The organism is Caulobacter sp. AVps18, assembly GCF_058681425.1.
Genome location: NZ_CM178737.1, coordinates 551667 through 572657, shown reverse-complemented (window position 1 = coordinate 572657; position 20991 = coordinate 551667). Strand labels below are relative to the sequence as shown.

18 protein-coding genes and 1 tRNA gene are annotated in these 20991 nt (G+C 65.4%); 11 read left to right on the top strand and 8 right to left on the bottom strand.

Annotated features, from left to right (window positions below):
- Nucleotides 1–31 precede the first annotated feature (31 nt).
- The 3 genes from ACW179_RS02635 to ACW179_RS02625 all read left to right on the top strand — a co-directional run bounded on the left by ACW179_RS02635 (nt 32) and on the right by ACW179_RS02625 (nt 2610).
- Complete coding sequence (locus ACW179_RS02635; RefSeq protein ID WP_492062685.1) at nt 32–487, top strand: GNAT family N-acetyltransferase; 456 nt, start codon at nt 32–34, stop codon at nt 485–487.
- Between the two features lie 141 nt (nt 488–628).
- Nucleotides 629–2173 carry a caspase family protein gene (locus tag ACW179_RS02630; protein ID WP_492062683.1) on the top strand — a complete coding sequence of 515 codons (1545 nt, stop codon included), beginning with the start codon at nt 629–631 and terminating at the stop codon, nt 2171–2173.
- A 188-nt stretch (nt 2174–2361) separates the two neighbouring features.
- Nucleotides 2362–2610: a GlsB/YeaQ/YmgE family stress response membrane protein gene (locus ACW179_RS02625; protein ID WP_492062681.1), complete on the top strand. Its 249-nt coding sequence runs from the start codon at nt 2362–2364 to the stop codon at nt 2608–2610.
- Between the two features lie 65 nt (nt 2611–2675).
- Here ACW179_RS02625 and ACW179_RS02620 read toward each other — a convergent pair whose 3' ends face one another.
- The 3 genes from ACW179_RS02620 to ACW179_RS02610 all read right to left on the bottom strand — a co-directional run bounded on the left by ACW179_RS02620 (nt 2676) and on the right by ACW179_RS02610 (nt 8683).
- Nucleotides 2676–5081, bottom strand: a complete 2406-nt coding sequence (locus tag ACW179_RS02620) for a putative bifunctional diguanylate cyclase/phosphodiesterase (RefSeq protein ID WP_492062679.1) — start codon at nt 5079–5081, stop codon at nt 2676–2678.
- A gap of 284 nt (nt 5082–5365) precedes the next feature.
- Entirely contained in the window at nt 5366–7201 is a 1836-nt protein-coding gene (gene typA / locus ACW179_RS02615) for a translational GTPase TypA (protein WP_492062677.1), read from the bottom strand.
- Between the two features lie 561 nt (nt 7202–7762).
- The gene (locus tag ACW179_RS02610; protein WP_492062675.1) at nt 7763–8683 is read right to left on the bottom strand and encodes an N-formylglutamate amidohydrolase; all 921 of its coding nucleotides are present in this window, start codon (nt 8681–8683) and stop codon (nt 7763–7765) included.
- Nucleotides 8684–8827: 144 nt separating this feature from the next.
- Here ACW179_RS02610 and cpdR point away from each other — a divergent pair, with 144 nt between their 5' ends.
- Both cpdR and ACW179_RS02600 read left to right on the top strand, forming a co-directional pair.
- Nucleotides 8828–9184 (top strand): cell cycle two-component system response regulator CpdR, encoded by a 357-nt coding sequence (gene cpdR, locus ACW179_RS02605; protein ID WP_492062673.1) that lies wholly within the window; start codon nt 8828–8830, stop codon nt 9182–9184.
- A gap of 99 nt (nt 9185–9283) precedes the next feature.
- Nucleotides 9284–9358: transfer RNA gene (locus ACW179_RS02600), tRNA-Val, on the top strand.
- Nucleotides 9359–9407: 49 nt separating this feature from the next.
- On the opposite strand, the gene ACW179_RS02595 is transcribed toward ACW179_RS02600, so the two are convergent.
- Complete coding sequence (locus tag ACW179_RS02595) at nt 9408–10451, bottom strand: hypothetical protein (protein ID WP_492062671.1); 1044 nt, start codon at nt 10449–10451, stop codon at nt 9408–9410.
- Between the two features lie 125 nt (nt 10452–10576).
- Here ACW179_RS02595 and ACW179_RS02590 point away from each other — a divergent pair, with 125 nt between their 5' ends.
- Nucleotides 10577–11566, top strand: a complete 990-nt coding sequence (locus tag ACW179_RS02590) for a TauD/TfdA family dioxygenase (RefSeq protein ID WP_492062669.1) — start codon at nt 10577–10579, stop codon at nt 11564–11566.
- 97 nt (nt 11567–11663) lie between these two features.
- Here the strand turns inward: ACW179_RS02590 and ACW179_RS02585 are convergent, their stop codons facing one another.
- The 4 genes from ACW179_RS02585 to ACW179_RS02570 are packed head-to-tail and all read right to left on the bottom strand — an operon-like array spanning nt 11664 to nt 16645.
- The gene (locus ACW179_RS02585) at nt 11664–11999 is read right to left on the bottom strand and encodes an ArsR/SmtB family transcription factor (protein ID WP_492062667.1); all 336 of its coding nucleotides are present in this window, start codon (nt 11997–11999) and stop codon (nt 11664–11666) included.
- Between the two features lie 45 nt (nt 12000–12044).
- Nucleotides 12045–15254, bottom strand: coding sequence for an efflux RND transporter permease subunit (locus tag ACW179_RS02580; protein ID WP_492062665.1), 3210 nt, complete (start codon nt 15252–15254; stop codon nt 12045–12047).
- Nucleotides 15251–16285: an efflux RND transporter periplasmic adaptor subunit gene (locus tag ACW179_RS02575; protein ID WP_492062664.1), complete on the bottom strand. Its 1035-nt coding sequence runs from the start codon at nt 16283–16285 to the stop codon at nt 15251–15253. The genes ACW179_RS02580 and ACW179_RS02575 overlap by 4 nt, the downstream gene beginning before the upstream one ends.
- 30 nt (nt 16286–16315) lie before the next feature.
- Nucleotides 16316–16645 (bottom strand): rhodanese-like domain-containing protein, encoded by a 330-nt coding sequence (locus ACW179_RS02570; protein WP_492062662.1) that lies wholly within the window; start codon nt 16643–16645, stop codon nt 16316–16318.
- Nucleotides 16646–16866: 221 nt separating this feature from the next.
- Here ACW179_RS02570 and ACW179_RS02565 point away from each other — a divergent pair, with 221 nt between their 5' ends.
- The 5 genes from ACW179_RS02565 (at nt 16867) to ACW179_RS02545 (ending at nt 20953) form a co-directional block, all read left to right on the top strand.
- Complete coding sequence (locus ACW179_RS02565) at nt 16867–18147, top strand: NAD(P)/FAD-dependent oxidoreductase (RefSeq protein ID WP_492062660.1); 1281 nt, start codon at nt 16867–16869, stop codon at nt 18145–18147.
- A gap of 17 nt (nt 18148–18164) precedes the next feature.
- On the top strand, nt 18165–18626 hold the full coding sequence (locus tag ACW179_RS02560) for a thioredoxin domain-containing protein (protein ID WP_492062659.1): 462 nt from the start codon (nt 18165–18167) through the stop codon (nt 18624–18626).
- A 2-nt stretch (nt 18627–18628) separates the two neighbouring features.
- Entirely contained in the window at nt 18629–18832 is a 204-nt protein-coding gene (locus ACW179_RS02555) for a YgaP family membrane protein (RefSeq protein WP_492062657.1), read from the top strand.
- Nucleotides 18829–20094, top strand: a complete 1266-nt coding sequence (locus ACW179_RS02550; protein ID WP_492062655.1) for a TolC family outer membrane protein — start codon at nt 18829–18831, stop codon at nt 20092–20094. The genes ACW179_RS02555 and ACW179_RS02550 overlap by 4 nt, the downstream gene beginning before the upstream one ends.
- Nucleotides 20095–20329: 235 nt before the next feature.
- Nucleotides 20330–20953, top strand: a complete 624-nt coding sequence (locus tag ACW179_RS02545; RefSeq protein ID WP_492062653.1) for a class I SAM-dependent methyltransferase — start codon at nt 20330–20332, stop codon at nt 20951–20953.
- Nucleotides 20954–20991 lie beyond the last annotated feature (38 nt).

The window sequence follows — 20991 nt, the reverse complement described above, 5'->3', positions numbered from 1 at the left end:
CTGGTCCGTCTGATGCCACATTATCAACGCCATGCGCATCATCCCCTTCGAGCCCCGGCACGCCGACGCCTGGCGCGACCTCAACACCGCCTGGATCTCCCGCTATTTTGCCATGGAGCCCAAGGACCACGAGGCGCTGAACGATCCCGTTGGCAAGATCCTCAACAAGGGCGGCCACATCCTGATGGCCGAGACGGACGATGGCCAGATCGTCGGCTGCGTGGGGTTGATCGCCCTTGATGACGGCGGCTTCGAGGTGGCCAAGATGACCGTCACCGAGGCGGCGCGAGGCACCGGCCTGGGCCGGGCCCTGATGCAGGCCTGTATCGACAAGGCCCAGGCGCTGGGCGCGCCGCGGCTCTATCTGGAGACCAATTCCAGCCTCGCGCCGGCGCTCGGGCTCTATCGGGCGATGGGCTTTGTCGATCTGCCCCATCGCGATACGCCATATGCGCGGGCGGATGTGTTCATGGAACGACGGGTCTAGCCGCTATCCGTCGCTGTGCCGGCAGGAGACATTCTGAAGGTCGGTTGGGGGGGGTGGCGGACTTTGGCGCGTATCGCCGAAGGTACTAGGAATCCCACCAAAGGTTAAGCTAGGGTGCGCCGATACAACTAAGGATAGCTAATGTCGCGCTTAGGAATCGTCATCGCCGTCAGCAACAATATTGCGCCGGTTAATAGCCTAGCCGCCTGTGCGAACGATGGTGCCGCCATCGCTGCCCTACTCAAGGGAACGGGCAAGTTTGACGATTTATTGATCCTTTCGTCTGAAAAAGAAACTGCAAGCAAGAATGTCAAAGCTGAACTTTCAGCTTTCGTTGATAAGCATAAGTCAAATAATGTGGAGGAGCTATTTTATTACTTTAGTGGGCACGGAGAATTTTCATCAAATGAATTTTATCACATTTTATCTGACTATCAAAAGGGATACAGAAACCAAACAACGTTGACCAGTGGTGAGTTTGACACAATGATGAGGGCTCTCTCGCCCGACTTGTTTGTTAAGGTCGTTGATGCCTGCTATTCTGGTATAAATTATATTAAGGGTGAAGATGACGAACTTAATGAATATCTAAAATCAACCACCAGCAATTTTAAGAGCGTCTACTTTCTATATTCTTCGCAGAATTCTGAGCCATCCCGAACGGCGGGGAAGTTAAGCGCCTTCACGACTGGAATTCTAGAAGCCGTTGCTGCTCAAGATAGCGGCCCCATCCGCTATCGCGATCTAATGAGCGCAGCCTCCGACTATTTCGTATTGCACGGAACTCAAACGCCTCAGTTTGTAACCCAAGCACCATTCACAGAGGTGTTCTGCGAGGCCGGCGCGGCATTGCAGGCAGTTCTGAAGCCATATCTGCCAACTTCCTTGAAGCCGTCCGCTCCAGCCACGCCCCTACCGCCAAGCCCAGCCGCCTCGTCGGGCCCGAGCCCCGCACCGGCTAAATCGATCACGCTCCTGGACCGGATTAAGTCTAGCGATGAAGCGTACGTGTCCCGGGAGGAGGCGTTGGCCGCGCTCAAAGCGCTGCATACTGTATTATCAAATATTAGTCTGCCTACCAATTTACGTGATATATTTGACTTGAAGATTATGCCTCTCTCGGACGAGCCGAGTGATGCATCGGTGATTGGCGAGTGGATCGCGGCGAACGCCGAGCGCAACTACTATGCCGCAGCGAGCCACAAGACTGAAAATTACAAGCGCCGGGTTCCGAGAAGCCCGCCATCTGTTTTCAATTTATCTAGCCGATTATTCCCAAATCTGCTAATCGATGAGGATACAAAACTTGTTGATGCTACGCGTAGCGTTATATCGGGATATAAAAATACTGCATCTCTCCCATTTTCATCGCTGACTATTCGTCTTGAGCCGAAATTCAAAATTATTGCACCCGAAGAATGTACTGTTGCTCCGATTATATCTGCGACCCGAATTTGTTCCTTCTGGGCAATGCGTCATTTTTACTATTCTGACTGGGATACCGCTGTTCCCAAAAGCAGCTCCCGATGGGTGAGTGAAGAGCTTCCCTTAAAAACGACAGAGGAGTTTTCGAAGCTCGCAGCACGCATCAGCACGGAATTCTTCGGTTTCGTGGATCGTCATTTGGTCGCCTCATGGACTGAAGAAAAACCGACAATATTGATCAAAACGGATAGAGCGAAGTAACGGCGGCCCTCCTGGATCAAGGCCCGCTCAGGCTCGAAGCTCGCCACGCGCGTCCCTGCGGCACGCGGACGTCGCCAGCGCTACAAGGCGATGACAGTGTCGTTGGAGGGACCTTGCGCCCCTTCCGACGCAACCTTCACCGCAGCTCGCGCATTTCTGAGGCTCAACACGGCTGTCAGGAGACACATATGAGTGGCGTAGGCATCATCGGCGCGATCATCATCGGCATTCTGGCCGGCTGGATCGCCGAACAGATCATGAAGCGTAACCACGGGCTGTGGACCAATCTGATCGTCGGCGTCGTGGGCTCGTTCCTCGGCGCGTTCGTGGCCAGCCTGCTGGGCATCCGCTTTGGAGGCTTTGTCGGTAGTCTGGTGATCTCGACCATCGGCGCGGTGCTGCTGTTGGCCCTGCTGGGCCTGATCAGGAAGCGATAGATTGCAAACGGCCTGTCATCCTGGCTCGGCGCGCTTGGCGCTTGGCCCGGATGACAGTCATGCGGTCACCCCGCCGCCGCATCCCGCGACAGGCTTGCCGCCTCGACGCTTTCGCGGCGCATCCGGCGAGCCAGGTCGCTGACCAGAAAGCCGGGGATGTCGCCCACCGGCATGGGGCGGCCAAACAGATAGCCCTGGAAATGGTCGCAGTGCATGCCGGCCAGGATGTTCATCTGGTCGGTGGTCTCGACCCCTTCGGCCGTCACCTGCAGTTTCAGGGCCTGGCCCAGCAGGGTGATGGTGCGGACGATGTCGGTGATCGCCGCATTGTCCTGCATCTCGGCGACGAACGAGCGATCCAGCTTGATCTTGTCGAACGGGAAACGCCACAGATAGGCCAGGCTGGAATAGCCCGTGCCAAAGTCGTCCATGGCAATTTTCACGCCCAGGGCCTTCAGGGCCGTCAGCTGGTCCATGGTGCGGGTCGTGTCGTTCAGCAGCAGACCCTCGGTGATTTCCAGCTCCAGCCGCGAGGGCTCCAGGCCCGAGGCCTCCAGCGCGCGCGCCACCTGGCCCACCAGATCGCCGGTCGAAAACTGGTTGGGCGACAGGTTCACCGCCACGCTCAGCGGCGCGGGCCAGGTCACCGCCTGGCGGCAGGCCTCGTTCAGCACCCACTCGCCGATCTTGCCGATCAGGCCCCATTGCTCGGCGCATTCGATGAAGTCGCCCGGCATCACCAGGCCCCGCTGCGGATGTTGCCAGCGCACCAGGGCCTCAAAGCCGGTGATCCCGTGGTCGCGACAACCGATCAGGGGCTGGAAGAAGACTTTGAGTTCCTCGTTCTTCAGGGCCGCCCGCAGGTCCATCTCCAGCGCGCGGCGTTCCTTGGCCCACAGGTCCATCGACATCTCGAAGAACCGATAGACGCCGCGCCCGTCGCCCTTGGCGCGATAGAGGGCCAGGTCGGCGTTCTTGAGCAGGCTGTCGGGGTCGGCCGCGTCGACCGGGGCGATGGCTATGCCAACGCTGGCGCCGATCAGCACCGTATGGCCCCTGATCTCATAAGGCTGGGACAGGTGCTCGATGATGGTGCGGGACAGTTCGCCCAGCACCTGGGTCGACGGGACCGGGGTTACCACGACGGCGAATTCGTCGCCGCCAAGGCGGGCGGTGAAGCCGGTGTCACCGACGCAGGCGCTCAGGCGCTGAGCCACCTCGATCAGCAGGGCATCGCCGACCGGATGGCCGAGACTGTCATTGACGGACTTGAAGTAGTCCAGGTCCAGGCACAGCACGGCGCAGCCACCGGCCTCACCCGGACCGTGGTCGGTCCAGGCCCTGCCGAGGGTTTTCAGGAACGACAGCCGGTTGGGCAACTGGGTCAGGACGTCGAAATGGGCCAGGCGGGCGATGTGCTCCTGGGCCTCGCGGGCCTCGGTGACGTCTGCGCCCACCCCCCGGAAGCCGGTGAAGGTGCCGGTCAGGTCGTGGGTCGGCTTGGCCGTCAGTGACCACCAGCGCGAGGCCTCGCCCACCCGGACTGAAATCGTTACGTCCCGGAAGGCCTTCTGCTGGGCCAGTAGGGCGGCCAGCGTCCCGGCGATGTCCTGCGAGCCGGCGGTCAGTTCGACGCCCATATCGGTGACCACGCGGCCCAGCAGCGCCTCGCGCGGCAGGCCGGCGGCCTCGGACATGCGGTCGGACACATAGGTCAGGGCGCCCGATGCGTCGATTTCCCACAGCCAGTCGCTGGCGCCTTCCTCGAAGTCGCTCAGTAGCAGACTGACCACCTGGCGCTGGCGCTCCAGCTCGTCGCCGGCCACCAGACGCTCGGCGAAGACCTTGGCGTGGTCCTGGCAGGAGACGATCACCACGACGTAGCAAAAGATCAGGAGACAGGCCAAGGCCATCAGGATCGGATCATGGCTGGTCAGCAGCACAGCCAGCGTGCCGGCCACCATCGGCGTGCAATAGGCGATCGCGGCAGGAGGCAGGGTCAGCATGGCGAAGCCGCCACAGCCGATCATGCCGGCGATCACCGAAGCGATCAGCATCCGCATCTGTACGCTTGAGTCGTCCAGGGCCAGCAGGGGCAGGGCACCCCAGAGGCAGCCCAGAACCGCAGCCTGGAAGGTAATGCGACGCAAACCTCGCGCGGAGACGCTGGTTTTGCCGCCTTTGCGGCGACGCGCGGCCAGCCAGCCCCGCAGGCCAAGCAGGCCATAGCTGACGACCAGGCAGGCCCACAACGACAACGCGATGCGGTGGGGACCGCCGAAACCCGCCAGGAGAACGAGTGTGGCGATGATGATGTTGGCGCTCATCATCACGGGCGTCAGGCGAAGGATACTGAGCACCTGCTCCATGCGCACGCGGCCGGCCATGGCCTCGGGCACCGCCGGCGACAGGCCGGCGAAGCGCTTCGCCATGCGCTGTTCAACGATCTTGCTGGCGGCGGCTGAACGCACGGCGCGGTCCTGAATTCCCCAGGACAAAGACGTCCCCCGCCACGACCTTGCGTGGTTTGGGTAAATCCGGCGTTAAGCCTGTATTTTCGGGCGCTTCCGCCGCGCGGCGCACGAAAAAGGCCGCCGTCCCGAGGGGGCGGCGGCCTTTGGTCGTTCGGGAGCCGTGGAGCATTTTCCGATAAGTGTGAAACGGTTATCGGATCGAAAAATGCTCCAAACTTTAGACCTAGAGCCCTTTTCGTCCGGCCTCAAGAAGCCATCAGGTCGGAAAGGGCTCTAGGGTCCTAGTCTTCCTTGACGCGACGCTTGCGGAACGACGGGTTCAGGATCTTCTTGCGCAGGCGGATGTTCTTGGGCGTCACTTCCACCAGTTCGTCTTCCTCGATGTAGGCGATGGCCTGTTCGAGGGTCATACGGCGTGGCGGGGTCAGACGAACGGCTTCATCCTTGCCTGCGGCGCGGATGTTGTTCAGCTGCTTGGCCTTCATCGGGTTGACGTCGAGGTCGTCCTGACGGGCGTTCTCGCCGATGATCATGCCCAGATAGGTCTTTTCGCCGGCACCGACGAACATGGTGCCGCGATCTTCCAGGTTCCACAGCGCGAAGGCGGCGGTTTCGCCGTCCGAGTTGGAGATCAGCACGCCCTTGCGCTGGCTGTCGAAGGCGCCTTTGTAGGGCTCGTAGTGGCTGAACACGCGGTTCAGCACGCCCGAACCGCGCGTGTCGGTCAGGAACTCGCCCTGATAGCCGATCAGCGAGCGCGACGGAGCGGTCAGCTGGATGCGGGTCTTGCCGGCGCCCGAGGGGCCCATGTCCTTCAGTTCGGCCTTACGCAGCGACAGCTTCTCGATGACGATGCCCGAATATTCGTCGTCGACGTCGATCATGACGTCTTCCATCGGCTCGAGGCGCTTGCCGGTTTCCGGATCGGTCTGGAACACCACGCGCGGACGGCTGATCGACACTTCGAAGCCTTCGCGACGCATGTTCTCGATCAGGACGCCCAGCTGCAGTTCGCCGCGACCGGCCACTTCATAGGCGTCGCCTTCGGTCGTTTCGGTCACCTTGATGGCGACGTTCGATTCGGCTTCCTTCAGCAGGCGGTCACGGATGACACGGCTCTGGACCTTGTCGCCTTCCTTGCCGGCCAGCGGGCTGTCGTTGACCGAGACGGTCATCGAGATGGTCGGCGGATCGATGGGCTGGGCGGGCAGGGCCTCGGTCACGTCCATGGCGCACAGCGTGTCGGCGACGGTGGCCTTGGACATGCCGGCGATGGCGACGATGTCACCCGCTTCAGCACCTTCGTCGACCGGCGAGCGCTTCAGGCCGCGGAAGGCCAGCACCTTGGTGATGCGGCCGCGTTCGATTTCCTTGCCGTCGCGGTCCAGCGCGTGGATGGCCATGCCGGCGACTGCCTTGCCGCTTTCGATACGGCCGGTCAGCAGGCGGCCCAGGAACGGATCGCTTTCGATCAGCACGTTCAGGATCTGGAACGGCTCATCCCTCTTGGCGATCTGCTTGGGCTCGGGAACGTGGCGCACGATCAGGTCGAACAACGGGCCCAGGTTGTCGTTGGGCACGTTCATGTCCATCGTCGCCCAGCCGGCGCGGCCCGAGGCGTAGATGTGCGGGAAGTCCAGCTGCTCGTCCGTGGCGCCGATGGCGGCGAACAGGTCGAAGGCGGCGTTGTGAACGCGGTCCGGATCGGCGTGGGCGCGGTCGACCTTGTTGATGCAGAGGATCGGGCGCAGGCCCATCTTCAGGGCCTTGGTCAGCACGAACTTGGTCTGCGGCATGACGCCTTCTTCGGCGTCGACCAGCAGGACGCAGCCGTCCACCATGCCCAGGATGCGCTCGACTTCGCCGCCGAAGTCGGCGTGGCCGGGGGTGTCGATGATGTTGATGCGGGTCTCGCCCGCTTCACCGTTCCACAGGACGCTGGTGCACTTGGCCAGAATCGTAATGCCGCGCTCGCGCTCCTGGTCGTTGGAGTCCATGGCGCGTTCGGTCGTCGCCTCGTTGGCGCGGAAAACACCGGACTGGGCGAGCAGCTGATCGACGAGGGTGGTCTTGCCATGATCGACGTGCGCGATGATGGCGATATTTCGCATGGACATGGGAACGGACGGACTTTCGGGGAGGGTCGGGCGGGGAGGATCAGGATTTGACGCTGTAGGCGTCAGGCGCGCGGCTTTTACGCGACTGCGCGACATTTATCCAGCCCACCCCGCAGGAAAGAGGATTTCCAGGAAACCGGTGTCAACCCGAAAGCCTTGATTAGAAGGGCTTTGAGCCCCATCTGCGGGTCAGGTGGTTTCAGGCGTAACTAATTGTGCGGTGCAGCATGCCTAAAAATTCATCATCTTCATCTATCGCCGTTCGCTAATCCTTACGCCGCAAAGGGTTTCTCGAAGTGGGTTAAGAAAAATCGACATTACCGTCCACTTTTCCGCTTGCTCGATTTCGCATCGCACCCTATAAACAACCCGTGAGGCGGCCTTGCCGCTTCTGCCCTTCCTGGGCGTTTCCTCCCTAATGAACTGCCCGGCTTTCGAGCCGGGCTTTTTTTTGGCCTGAACCTGGGCCGGGCCGCTTTCAGGCGGAAAAGGGGATTTGACGCCGCCGAGCGGCACCGGCCGGTCCCAATGGAAGCGCACGCAAGGTGCCCAGGGCCCGTTTTAGCGCAGGGTTGCGACGTCCAGGGCCGCAAGGGCCTGCGTCAGACGCCCGGCGTCGGCGGTCAGTCGCTCCAGGCCCTCGGTGGGCTCGCGCGTGACCTCGTTCATGTAGAGCGCGCGATTGATCTCGATTTGCAGGGCGTGGGTGCGGCGAGCCGGGCGGCCATAGTGCTCGGTGGTGTAGCCGCCGGCATAGGGGGCGTTGCGGGCCACCCTGTATCCCATGGCTTCCAGCTCGCGCTCGACCAGTCCCGTCAGCTTGGGCGAGCAGGCCGCGCCGAACCGGTCGCCCAGCACGATGTCGCACGGTCCGCCGCCCCGCGCCCGCTGGCCGCGCGCCGCCGCCGCCGGCATCGAGTGCCAGTCGATCAGGATCGCCACGCCATGGGTCGCCCGCGCCGAAGCCAGCAGCCGGTCCAGGGCGTCATGATAGGGTCGGTGGGCCAGATCGACGCGAGCCTTGGCCTCGGCGAAGGTCAGCTTGCGCGCATAGATCGGCTTTCCCTCGGACGCGACCCGCGCGATCGTGCCCAGCCCTGCCGCCACCCGGGCAGAGCGCCCCTGGGCAAAGACCGGCAGCTCGTCCTCGAACATGGCGGGATCCAGCTCCCACGGCTCGCGGTTCAGATCGATATAGGCCCGGGCCAGTCGCGCCCGGATCACGGCTGCGCCCAGATCCGGGGCTCCAGCGATGATCTGGTCGACGAAGGCGTCTTCCGAGCCCCGGATGGCCTCGGCACTGAGCCGCGCGGCCGCCATCATGTCGTCAGGATAGATCCGGCCCGAATGGGGCGAGGCGAACACCAGGGCCGTGGGCGGCGCTGCGGGTTCGGGTGCGGCGCGCAGCACCTCGTGCGCCGTCGACGCCGCTCCGGCGCTCGACGACGGCTCCGATGTCGCGAGCGGCTGCCAGGCTGTCATGGGGCCATAGTCGCAAGCGTGGCGCCTCGCGGTCAAACATCTTTGGATGAAGGGGTGTCGCCTGTGGACTATGGTGCCCGGTTCATCCCCGATTTACCGTCTTGCCGCTAAGGTGACCGCTCAACTGCGCCGGAAAAGATCGACATGGCCCGCATCCTCCTTGCCGAAGACGACGATTCCCTCCGGGGTTTCCTGGCCCGCGCCCTTGAGCGCGCCGGCTTCGAGGTTCAGGCCTGCGCCGATGGCGAAGAGGCCGTCCAGCATCTGGATCATTCCTGGGACCTGCTGCTGACCGACATCGTCATGCCTGGCATGGACGGCATCGAGGTGGCCCGCCAGGCCGCCGCCCGTGATCCGGCCCTGCGCATCATGTTCATCACCGGCTTCGCAGCTGTGGCCCTCTCGGCCCAGGACCGCGCGCCTGCCGGTGCCAAGGTGCTGTCCAAGCCCGTCCACCTGCGAGACCTGGTGGCCGAGGTCGAAAAGATGATGGCCGCCTAAATCTTTTTTCGGCGGCTTGCGTGATGCGAAAGCCGCCGCTATACCCCGTCACCTTCCCGCCCGGGACACTTTAACACAGTGCTTCAGGGTCGCTTTGGCGGATGCGTAGCTCAGCGGGAGAGCACCTCGTTGACATCGAGGGGGTCACAGGTTCAATCCCTGTCGCGTCCACCATTCCTTTCCTAAAAATCGCTTTTCAGACGACGCCTCCGGGTCGACCGGTCTAGGTGCGCATCAACAGGTCCGGGCTCTGGCCGACCAGCGGCTGGGGCAGGCGCTGGGGCAAGGGGCGTATTGCCAGGCGCGAGGTCACCCAGGTCCGCGCCGCCGCCAGGTCGTCTGCGATCTCATCGCGTTGCTGGGCCTGTCGCGCCCTGCGTGCGTCGTTGTCGAACGCCACGTCGGGATTCTTGGAGTAGCGGCTGAAAAGCTCGCCCGCCAGAATAGCGTCCAGATCCTGGTCGCTGGCCGGAACGCCGAAATAGGCGAAGGCGGCCTCCAGCACGGGCCGGGGCGTATTGAACAGAGCCTCTGCGTTCAGGCTGCGGGCGTGTGGGTAGCGTTCCAGCGCCTGGGCATAGATCCGGGTCTGGGCCAGCCAAAGGGCGGCGGCCAGTTGCACGGGCGTTGGGTCGATCTGGCCCTGCAGTTCGGGTTCCACCCCGCGCCACACCTCGCGGGTGACGCTTTCCACCCAGCGCCGATGGTTGGCCGTTCGCAGTATGGCCATCAGGTAGTGTTCCAGCGGGAAATACAGGAACAGGGTCGGGGCGTCTGGATTGATCGCCATGATCTGCGGAATGATGAAGTTCACGGGCACGTTGGCCTTGACGATCACCGGCCCGGCCGGAGCGTAGCGCCGCGCCATCAGGCTGTTGGCCAGGCGCAGGCGTGCGGACCAGGCTTGGGGCGAGACGGCGGGGCCAGAACCGGCCGCCTCGACGCCCAGCTGTCGCCAGGGCATGGGCTCGCGGATCACCAGATTGTCGCCCGGCCTGTCCAGCGCCCTGGCCAGCAGGGTCGAGCCGCAATGGGCCACGTGGAAGATGCTGGCCACCTGCGCGCCCGGCCGGCCGTTTTGGTCGTTGAAGGCGGCCAACTGCGCAGCGTCGACCTTGATCATCCGGGGATTGGCCGGGCTGATCCGGCGGTCAAAGAAGATCGACCGGTTGTAGGCGTTGCGGTCCATGTCCAGAAACACCGCCTGGTCGTTCTCGAACGCGAACAGATAGTGGTCGGGCGTGGCGAACAGGTCGCTGATCTTCATGGGTCAACCAGGTCTGGTACGGGCTTGCACGGATGTCGCACGGCGCCGCGTTGCGCGCTATGCTCAAGGCGCAGACCTCCCGCGAGCCGCTCCGCATGAACCGCGCCACATGAACTTCCAAGACCATGTTTGAGATCGCTCTTCCCGAATCGGGCCGGCCCTATGTCACCGTGCTGGCGCGGGGCGAGACCCGTGTGGCGCACCTGCCCCAGGACCTGATCGTCGAACTCTACAAGACCCACGGCGCCCTGCTGTTTCGCGGCTTTCAGGTCGATCTCCCGGCCTTTCGCGACGTCACGGAGACCTATTGCGCAAGTTCGGTGTTCAACGAGAGCCCGGATCGCCAGGTGCTGGACGAGGCCCACAACATCCAGTCGGTCAATGGTGGTTCACAGGCTTTTCCGCTGCATCCTGAGCTGTCGCGCGAGCCGTGGAAGCCCGACGTCTGCTTCTTCTGCTGCCTCAACCCGCCCAGCGACCAGGGCGAGACCACGGTGTGCGACGGGGTGGAGATCGTGCGCCAGTTGCCTCAAGCCATACGCGAGGGCTTCGCGGCCCGCCGTCTGCACTATCTCCAGATCGCGAGCCCTGAACTGCTGGCCTTCTGGCTGGGCACGGCGACACCGGACGACCGCCAGCTGGCCCATCCGCCGGCCCAGTGTCCCTATGACTTCTTCCGGATCGGCGATCGGGTCGTTCGCGGGTTCTCGCGCCCCGCGCTACATGTCCCGATGTTCACCGATGCGCCGGCCTTCGGCAATTTCCTGCTGTTTGCCCGCTATCTGCTCGGCAATCCCCGGTTCCCGGTGTTCGAGGATCGTGAGCCGGTTCCCGACGCCTGGATGCTGGCAGTCAAGGAAGTCAGCGACCGGCTTACAGCCCCCGTGCATTGGGAGAGGGGTGATATGCTGATGCTGGACAACACCCGCTTCATGCACGGCCGCAACGCCATCATTGACGCCGACCAGCGCCTGATCGCCTCGTACTTTGGCTATCTGCGCTTCGCCCTGCCCAATTCCGAAGAGCCCGCCGATCCGATCTGGCGGCGGTCGCAGTTTCGGCCGCCGGTTCGGCCTGCGGCCGCCCGCGCCGCGCCGCCCTCTTCACAAGGCTAGAGCCCTTTCCGACCCGATAACCGTTTCACCCTTATCGGAAAATGCTCCAGAAAGCGGCCGGTTTGACCTTCGCGGTCTTGGCTGGCTGGATTGCGGCTCAGCGCGCACCGGTACCGCGGTAGACGTCGCAGAGCGTTTCAAGCACCCGCACGGCGGCGGGATCGGCCAGGCGGTAAAAGATGGTCTGGGCCTCGCGGCGGGTCGCGACCAGCCCTTCGGCGCGCATCTTGGCCAGATGCTGCGATGTCGCCGACTGGGCCAGCCCGACATAGGCCGCCAGATCACCGACCGATGCCTCCCCGTCGATGAGGCGGCACAGGATCAGCAGGCGTTGTTCGCTCGCCAGGAGCTTGAGAAGCCGGGCTGCGGCGTGCGCGCTGCTGGCGAGATCCTGAACATCGTCGACGGGCGTAAGGGGGGAGACCATGCTCATCTGCCTAATTTAGAACATGCGCATCAAGGTTCAAGCCAGGGCGCGTCACCTGGCTTGCCTGAGCGTTTGGGGGCGCTCGTCATCGCGCAGGACGACATAGATGGCCGGGATGACCAGAACGGTCAGCACCGTCGACGAGGCCAGGCCAAACAGCAGCGAGATCGCCAGGCCCTGGAAGATCGGGTCGAACAGGATCACCGCCGCCCCGATCATGGCCGCCAGGGCCGTGAGCACGATCGGCTTGAAGCGAATGGCCCCGGCCTCCAGCAACACCTCACGCAGCGGCCGGTCGCCGGTCTGGCTGTGGCGGATGAAGTCGACCAGCAGGATCGAGTTGCGCACGATGATCCCGGCCAGGGCGATGAAGCCGATCATCGAGGTGGCGCTGAATGGGGCCTTGAACAGGATGTGGCCGATGACGATACCCACCAGGGTCAGGGGGATCGGAGTCAGGATCACCAGCGGCAGGCGGAAGCTTTTGAACTGGGCGACGACCAGCACGTAGATTCCAAGGATCGCCACCCCGAAGGCCGCCCCCATGTCGCGGAAGGTCACCCAGGTGATCTCCCACTCGCCGTCCCACAGCAGGGTCGGCTTGCGCTCGTCGGTCGGCTGGCCGTTCATGCGGATGTCGGGCTTGGGCAGATCGCCCCAGTCGGCGGCCTTGATCGCCTTGTCGACCGCCATCATGCCGTAGATCGGGGCCTCATAGGCGCCGGCCAGTTCGGCCATGATCATGTCGACGTCGCGGCCGTCGCGGCGGAAGACATGGGTCGAGCCGGCTTCCCGGGTGGCGGTGACCACCTCGCCCAGCGCCACCAGGCGCCCGCCCTGACTTTGGGCCACTGGCAAGGCCGCCAGGCCCTCGTCCCAGCTGCGCGCCGACTGCGGCAGACGCACTGAGATTTCCAGCGGATCGCGACCCTGGCCCCGATGGGCGTAGCCCACGACCTGTCCGCCGAACGCCGCGCCGATCGAGTCCAGCACCTGCCGGTCATCGACCTTCAAGGCTTCCAACCGGTCGCGGTCGGGAACCAGGCGCAGGCCGGGGCGGGCTTGACCGTAGCTGTCATCGATATCGACGATGTAGGGCACAGACTTGAAGGCGGCCTTGACCCGCTCGGCCACGGCGCGGCGGGTCGCAGCGTCGGGGCCGTAGATCTCGGCCAGCAGGGTGGCCATGACCGGCGGTCCGGGCGGGGCCTCGACCACCTTGATCGATGCGCCGGCCGGCAGGGCCACCCTGGCCAGCCGTTCGCGCAGGTCCAGGGCGATGACGTGGCTGGAGCGCTTGCGCTCGCCCTTCTCGGCCAGCGACACCGACAGGTCGCCCTGGTCGGGGCGATTGCGCAGATAGTAGTGGCGCACCAGGCCGTTGAAATTGAACGGCGAGGCGGTTCCCGCATAGGCGTCGATCGCCGTCACCTCGGGCAGGGTGCGGGTGATCACGGCGGCGTCCGACAGGGCGCGGGCGGTGGCTTCCAGCGAGGTTCCCTCCGGCATGTCCAGCACCACCTGCAGCTCGGACTTGTTGTCGAACGGCAGCAGTTTGACGGTCACGGTCTTGGTGGCGAACATGGCGCAAGCCAGCAGGGTGGCCAGGCCGACGCCGATCAGGAAGGTCCAGGCGCTCCTGCGGGTGGCGATCACCCGCCCGGCGACCTGGCGATACAGCGCCCCCAGCTTACCTTCGCCGTCGTGAGCATGGCCTTCGGCCGTCAGCGTCTTGCGGGCGAAGCGCACCATCAGCCAGGGCGCGATGACCACCGCGACGAAGAACGAGAACACCATGGCCGCCGAGGCGTTGACCGGGATCGGGGCCATATAGGGGCCCATCAGGCCCGAGACGAACAGCATCGGCAGCAGGGCCGAAACCACGGTCAGGGTGGCGACCACGGTGGGATTGCCCACCTCGGCCACGGCGTCCACCGCCGCGTCGATCCGGCTGCGGCCATCGTTCATGGCCCAGTGGCGGGCGATGTTCTCGATCATCACGATGGCGTCGTCGACCAGGATGCCGATCGAGAAGATCAGGGCGAACAGGCTGACCCGGTTGATCGTGTAGCCCATCAGGTTGGACGCAAAGAGGGTCAGCAGGATGGTCGTGGGGATGACGACGGCGGTGACCGCCGCCTCGCGCCAGCCGATGGCCAGACCGATCAGCACCACGATCGACAGGGTGGCCAGACCCAGGTGAAACAGCAGCTCATTGGCCTTTTCATTGGCCGTGGCGCCAAAGTCGCGGGTCACCGCCACATCCAGGCCCTGCGGCAGCAGCGAGCCCTTCAGGGCCTCGACGCGGGCCAGAACGGCCTGGGAGACGACCACGGCGTTGGCGCCCTTGCGCTTGGCGATGGCCAGGCTGACGGCGGGGGCCTGGCTCCAGACGCCGTCTGCGCGGGCATAGCGCCAGGCACGGGCCTGATCCTCGCGCGGGCCCTGGGCCACATCGGCGACATCGCGGACATAGACCGCCTGGCCGCTGGCCGAAGGCAGGGCCAGCAGGCCGATATCCACGGCGCTGGTCAGGCTGCGGCCGGCCGTGACGTCGACCGCCTGGCCGCCGCCGCGAATCTGGCCGGCGGGAAAGGCGCGGGTGGCCTGACGCACGGTGTCCATCAGGGCGGCCAGCGAGACGCCGTGCTGGGCCAGGCGGGCCGGATCGGGGGCGATGCGGATCTCCTCGGGCCGACCGCCGACGATGAAGGTCAGGCCCACATCCTCGACCTTGGCGACCTCGGTGCGCAGCTTGCCCGCAAGCTCATACAGCGCCTGATCGGTCCACTGGCCCGCCGCGCCGGGCTTGGGCGACAGGGTCAGGACCAGGCTCGGCACGTCATTGATGCCCCGGGTCTGGATCAGGGGTTCGGCGATGCCGGCCGGGATGCGGTCATAGTTGGCGCGGATCTTCTCGTGGATGCGCACGGCCGCTGCGTCGGGATCGACCCCGACCTTGAAGCGGGCCGTGACCATCACCTGATTGTCGTCGGCGAAGGTATAGACGTGCTCGACCTCGGCCACGCTCTTGACGATGGTCTCCAGCGGCTTGCCGACCAGTTCGATGGCGTCGGGCGCGCGCAGGCCCGGCGCGGCGACCATGATATCGACCATGGGCACGCTGATTTGCGGCTCCTCCTCGCGGGGGATCGAGACCAGCGCCAGAAGGCCCACGGCGATCGCCGCCAGCAGGATCAGCGGCGTCAGGGGTGACTTGATCGACGCCTTGGTCAGGCGCCCCGAAAGACCCAGGTTCATCGGGCGGCCTCCGCCGGGGTCAGGACGTCGCCGATACGCAGGCCTGACAGGACCTCGACCGTGTCGGCCGTGGCACCCGCGCGGGTCTGGATCGGGGCTTCGGAGATCACGCCGTCGGCGCTGACCAGCCGGGCGTAGTCGACGCCAAACCGGGTAGCGACATAGCGCCGGGGAAGGATGATCGCCTGACGCTCGCCGATCTTGACGGCGGCGCGCACGCGCTGACCGATCAGGTCGCCGGGCAGGTTGGGGGCGGTGACATCGGCGGTGACCTGACCGCCGGTGATCGACGGATAGATCTGGGTGAGGGTTCCGCGCGCGGCCGCGCCGCGCAGGTCCTCGGCCGCCAGATCAACCGTGTCGCCGACCTTGAGGGCGCGCGCCTGGCCTTCCGGCAGTTCTATGCGCACCACTAGTGGGCCGGCGGTGATCCTGGCGACCGACTGGCCGGGCATGACCACCGAGCCGACCGGCACATCGGCCAGCAGAACCCGCCCCGAGGCCGGCGCCAGGATCGCGCCCTGGGCGCCCAACTCGGCGCTGGCTCCGCGCTGGGCGCGGGCGGCGTTGAGATTGGCATTGGCGGCCTTGGCCTGGGCCTCGACCTGGTCCAACCGGGCCTGGGCATAGACCCCGTGCGAGAACAGGTCGCGGGTGCGGGCCAGATCGGCCTGGGCGCGGGCGGCCTCGGCGGCGGCGGCGGCCACCTGGGCGTCGAACGCCCCGGTCTGCAGGGTCAGCCGGTCATCCTTGATCCGACCGATCACCTGACCCTGGCGGACGACATCACCTTCCCTGACGCTGAGCGCGATCAGGATTCCGGAGATCCGCGCCCGCGCCTCGGCCATGTCGCGCGTGGTCAGGGTGGCGGGGACCGGCTTCATGTCGGCGACGACCTGGGCCCGGACCGTCAGGCGATCGGCCGCCGGTGCCGTCTTGACCGCCGGTGCCGCAGCCTCCCGGGACTCGCCGCAGGCGCCCAGCAGCAGGGCGGCGCCCAGGGCGCTGATCAGATATGGCCGCGCCGTCATGGCGTCCCCTCCAGGTGATGTCTGTGTCGTCTATCGAACGGTCGGCAGGCCGGCGGCCTTCCAGGCCATGATGCCGCCGGTCAGGTGGGTATCGAGCGCGTGGCCGGCCTTCTGGCAGTGGCCGACGGCGGTGGCCGAGCGCTTGCCCGACCCGCAACTGAACACAACGGCCCTGTCGCCGGCATCGGGCAGGGTTTTGGGGTCAAAGCTCGAAAGCGGAACATTGACCGCGCCGGGAATGCGCTCGGCGGCGAACTCGGCCGGCTCGCGCACATCGACCAGCAGGATTTCCTGGGCGTCGAGGGCGGTCTTCACCTGATCAGCGGTGAGGTCCTTGGTCCTGGGGGATCCGAACATCATGGAGTCTCCTCAAAAAACGCACCGGCGACCGCCGCAGGGGCCGTCAGGGCATCGAGCTAAAATTTATAGTTGCGTATATGCGTTTCTTCAAATATTAAGTCAAGCATCGACAGGGCGACGCTATCCCCAAGGGGCGAGCGCGAATGTGATCCTGATCAAAGTGAGCCGGATGGAACGGGCCCAGTCTCGGTTTCAAACTGCGGCGTTGAAGGAACGGGATCATGACCAGGCCACGCATCGTCATTCTGGGTGCCGGACTGGGCGGCGCCATCGCCGCCTTCGAGATCAAGCAGGCCGTGGGCGACAAGGCTGTGGTCGAGGTGGTCTCCCAGGGCGACACCTTCCACTTCGTGCCCTCAAACCCCTGGGTCGCGGTTCACTGGCGCAAGCGCGAGGCCATCGAGGTCAAGCTGCCGCCGGTGTTCAAGAAGAAGGGCATCGCCTTCCGGGGCGTGGGTGCCGCCAAGGTCATGCCTGAGCGCAACCAGCTGGAACTGACCGACGGCGGGCTGCTGGACTACGACTATCTGGTGATCGCCACCGGGCCCGAGCTGGCCTTTGACGAGATCCCCGGCCTTGGCCCGCACGGCGGCTTCACCCAGTCGATCTGCCACGTCGATCACGCCGAGACGGCGGCGAGCGCCTTTGACCGCTTCGTCGAAAACCCCGGCCCGATCGTCGTGGGCGCGGCGCAGGGCGCGTCCTGCTTTGGTCCGGCCTATGAGTTCGCCCTGATCCTCGACACCGAACTGCGCCGCCGCAAGGTGCGCGACCGCGTGCCGATGACCTTCGTGACCTCCGAGCCCTATATCGGCCATCTGGGCCTGGACGGGGTGGGCGACACCAAGGGCCTGCTGGAAAGCGAGATGCGCCAGCGGCACATCAAGTGGATCACCAACGCCAAGGTCGCCTCGGTCGAGGCCGGCATGATGCATGTCGAGGAAATCGCCGACGACGGCGCCGTCAAGGCGACCCACGACCTGCCGTTCTCCTATTCGATGATGCTGCCGGCCTTCCGCGGCGTGGCCGCAGTTCACGGGATCAGCGGTTTGACCAATCCGCGCGGCTTCATCCTGGTCGACAAGCACCAGCGCAACCCGACCTATCCCAATGTCATGGCCCTGGGGGTGTGCGTCGCCATAGCCCCAACCGGCAAGACGCCGGTGCCTGTGGGCGTGCCCAAGACCGGCTTCATGATCGAGAGCATGGTCTCGGCCATCGCCCAGAACTTCAAAGAGATCCTGGATGGCAAGCCCACCACCCACGAGGCGACCTGGAACGCCATCTGCCTGGCCGATTTCGGCGACGGCGGCGTGGTGTTCATCGCCCAGCCCCAGATCCCGCCGCGCAACGTCAACTGGTCGGCCAGCGGCAAGTGGGTGCATCTGGCCAAGGTCGGGTTCGAAAAATACTTCCTGGCCAAGGTCAAACGCGGCGAGAGCGAGCCCTTCTACGAGAAGCTGGCCCTGGACGTGATGGGCATCCACAAGATCAAGCCCTGAGGGTGAAAGGCGCGATGATGCGGCAGCTTGTTTGCCCCGCCTGCGGCGCGACCAATCGCGCCCCGGAGGACAGGAACGCCCTGGCGGCCAAGTGCGGACGGTGCGGCGAGCGCCTGTTCTCCGGCGCTCCGACCGAGGTCAGCGGCGCGCAACTGGCCGCCCATGCCGGCAAGAGCCGGGGCGTCGCCGTGCTCGTCGATGTCTGGGCGCCGTGGTGCGGGCCCTGCCGGTCCATGGCTCCCCAGTTCGCCGCTGCGGCCGCTCGACTTGAGCCGGACGTGCGCCTGCTGAAGCTCAATTCCGAAGCCGAGCCGCAGGCGGCCGGGGCGCTGGGCGTCTCGGGCATTCCCGCCCTGCTGCTCTATCGCGACGGCGCCGTTATCGCCCGGTCCGCCGGACTGATGAGCGCCGCACAGATCGTCGCCTGGACGCACCAGGCCCTGGCCCGGGCCAATACCCCGGCCTCTGAAGGAGGTTGATCATGACCGTCGACCGTATGGTTCTGGCCTTTGCCGGCTTTGTGGTCTTGCTGGGCGTCGCCCTGGCCCAGTTCGTCCATCCCTGGTGGATCGCGCTGTCGATCTTCGCCGGACTCAACATGATCCAGGCGGCCTTCACCGGCTTTTGCCCGGCCGCGATGATCTTCAAGAAACTCGGCGTCAAGCCGGGGGTCGCGTTCCAGTGAACCGCCTGCGCGCCGCCCTCGCCCTGACCTTGCTGGCCAGCATCGCCACGCCGCCTGGCGCGTCGGCCATGAGCCTGCCAGAGGCCATCGCCCTGGCGCGGCGCGCCAATCCCGATCTGGCCCAGGCACGGGCCCGTTCAGATGCGGCCCAAGCCCGGCTGGCCCAGGCGCGCGCCGGCCGCTTGCCCAGCCTGACCCTGTCGGCTGAAAGCGCCAGCGGAACGACCGATCTTGGCGGCTTCTTCGGCTTTGGTCAGAGCGATGTCTCGCCCCGCGCGGCCTCGCTGCAACTGCGTCAGCCGTTGTTCTCCGGCGGTGGCGTCAGCGCCGCGATCGATCAGGCCGGGGAGGGCAAGACCGCAGCCCTGGCCCAGGTCGGCGGTGCAACGGCCGCACTGAGCGTCGAGGTCGCGTCGGCCTATGTCGGCGTCTTGACGGCCCAGGACATGGTGGCCCTGGCAGGGGCCCAACTCGCCCAGATGGAGACCATCACCAGCCAGGCGCAATTGCGCTTCAAGGGCGGCGAGATCCCCAGGACCGATCTTGACCAGGCCACGGCCCGCCAGGCCGAGAGCCGCGCGGGTCTGGCGCGCGCCGAAGGTCAGCTGGCCAGGAGCCGCGCCCATTTCGTTTCGGTCGTCGGGGCTGAGCCGGACGGGCTTGAGGCTTTGATCGCGCCCCCTGCGACTCCCCCGTCGCTCGATGAGGCCATGGCGCAGGCGGCTCGGTCCAGTCCGATGGTGCTGGCCGCCCAGGCGGCAGAACGCGCAGCGCTGGCAGGCGTCCGTTACGCCCGCGCCGATCGGTTGCCCAGCCTGGCCCTGACCGCCACCGCCAGTACGGCGCGCGACCAGTTCTTTCCCGGCTACAGCGCCGATGGCGTGACCGTCGGCGTTCAAGGGCGCTGGACGCTGTTTTCGGGCGGCGCGGTGAGCGGCCGCATCGATGAGGCCGGGGCGGAGCTTCGCGCTGCCCAAGCAGGTCTGAATGCAGCGCAGGCTCAGGTCCGGGAGGCTGTGATCGGCGCCTGGGGCGATGTCGTCACGGCGCGGGCGGTCATGCTTGCGGCGAGCGATCAGGCGGCCGCCGCAGCCAGTGCGCTGGACAGTGTGCGCAATGAGGTCCGGGTGGGGCAGAAGCCCGTGCTGGATCTCCTGGACGCTGAACGCGAGGCCCTGCAGGCGCAAAGTGGTCTGGTCGCCGCGCGCGGTGAGGTGACGGTCTCGTCCTACCGGCTCGATGCGCTGTTGCAGGGCCAGTAGGCACTGAGACCAAGCGCCGCTGAGCTCGACTCCTTGCGCTCTGTATGTCTCGTCACCCCGGGAACAAGTCCCGGGGTGACGGGGTATTCTCAGATTTGGACCCTCTCAGATCAGGCTCAACGGCCGTTGGCTTAAGGCTGGATCAGGCTTTTGACGAGCGGAGCGGTGACCACGGGACCTTGACCCCCGTCGAGGAGCTCCTACGACTTGTCACCTGGCGGGGAAAACAGCAGTCATGACGTCCTTCTATGATCGCCACATCCTGCCCCGGTTCATCGGTTGCGCCTGCGGTGCGGGGGCGATCGCCAAGCAGCGCGCCAAGATCGTGCCGCAGGCGCAAGGGCGGGTTCTCGAACTCGGGATCGGCGGCGGACTGAATCTGGCCTTTTATGATCCGGCGCGTGTGACCAGCGTCACCGGGGTCGATCCCTCGGAAAGCCTGAGGGCTCGAGCCCTGGCGGCCCCGCGCCCTGACGGCCTGAATGTCATGGTCCTGCCGGGCGAGGCCGAGCAACTGGAGTTTGACGACCACAGCTTCGACACCGTCGTCTGCACCTTCACGCTTTGCTCGGTGCACACCCCTCAAGCGGTGCTTGCCCAGGCGCGCCGCGTGCTCAAGCCTGATGGCCGGTTTCTCTTTTGCGAGCATGGCCGGGCCCCCGATCCCAAGGTGGCCGCCTGGCAGGGGCGGATCGAGCCGTTCTGGACACCGCTGGCCGGCGGCTGCCGCCTGACCCGCCCGGTCGGCGCGGCGATCATCGCTGCTGGATTCGTCGTCGATGACGCCGAGGCCTTTTACATGCCCAAGGCACCCAGGCCGCTGGGCTGGTGCGAACTGGGCTCGGCCCGCGTCGCCTGAGCGACATCCTTTCCCTCTCATAACCAGCGGCGCGCATC

What these genes read in the sequence shown, in the direction of transcription:
- ACW179_RS02635 (WP_492062685.1), top strand. Translation starts at nt 32, where the DNA reads ATGCGCATCATCCCCTTCGAGCCCCGGCACGCCGACGCCTGGCGCGAC.
- ACW179_RS02630 (WP_492062683.1), top strand. Translation starts at nt 629, where the DNA reads ATGTCGCGCTTAGGAATCGTCATCGCCGTCAGCAACAATATTGCGCCG.
- ACW179_RS02625 (WP_492062681.1), top strand. Translation starts at nt 2,362, where the DNA reads ATGAGTGGCGTAGGCATCATCGGCGCGATCATCATCGGCATTCTGGCC.
- typA (WP_492062677.1), bottom strand. Translation starts at nt 7,201, where the DNA reads ATGTCCATGCGAAATATCGCCATCATCGCGCACGTCGATCATGGCAAG.
- ACW179_RS02610 (WP_492062675.1), bottom strand. Translation starts at nt 8,683, where the DNA reads ATGACAGCCTGGCAGCCGCTCGCGACATCGGAGCCGTCGTCGAGCGCC.
- cpdR (WP_492062673.1), top strand. Translation starts at nt 8,828, where the DNA reads ATGGCCCGCATCCTCCTTGCCGAAGACGACGATTCCCTCCGGGGTTTC.
- ACW179_RS02595 (WP_492062671.1), bottom strand. Translation starts at nt 10,451, where the DNA reads ATGAAGATCAGCGACCTGTTCGCCACGCCCGACCACTATCTGTTCGCG.
- ACW179_RS02590 (WP_492062669.1), top strand. Translation starts at nt 10,577, where the DNA reads ATGTTTGAGATCGCTCTTCCCGAATCGGGCCGGCCCTATGTCACCGTG.
- ACW179_RS02585 (WP_492062667.1), bottom strand. Translation starts at nt 11,999, where the DNA reads ATGAGCATGGTCTCCCCCCTTACGCCCGTCGACGATGTTCAGGATCTC.
- ACW179_RS02580 (WP_492062665.1), bottom strand. Translation starts at nt 15,254, where the DNA reads ATGAACCTGGGTCTTTCGGGGCGCCTGACCAAGGCGTCGATCAAGTCA.
- ACW179_RS02575 (WP_492062664.1), bottom strand. Translation starts at nt 16,285, where the DNA reads ATGACGGCGCGGCCATATCTGATCAGCGCCCTGGGCGCCGCCCTGCTG.
- ACW179_RS02570 (WP_492062662.1), bottom strand. Translation starts at nt 16,645, where the DNA reads ATGATGTTCGGATCCCCCAGGACCAAGGACCTCACCGCTGATCAGGTG.
- ACW179_RS02565 (WP_492062660.1), top strand. Translation starts at nt 16,867, where the DNA reads ATGACCAGGCCACGCATCGTCATTCTGGGTGCCGGACTGGGCGGCGCC.
- ACW179_RS02560 (WP_492062659.1), top strand. Translation starts at nt 18,165, where the DNA reads ATGCGGCAGCTTGTTTGCCCCGCCTGCGGCGCGACCAATCGCGCCCCG.
- ACW179_RS02555 (WP_492062657.1), top strand. Translation starts at nt 18,629, where the DNA reads ATGACCGTCGACCGTATGGTTCTGGCCTTTGCCGGCTTTGTGGTCTTG.
- ACW179_RS02545 (WP_492062653.1), top strand. Translation starts at nt 20,330, where the DNA reads ATGACGTCCTTCTATGATCGCCACATCCTGCCCCGGTTCATCGGTTGC.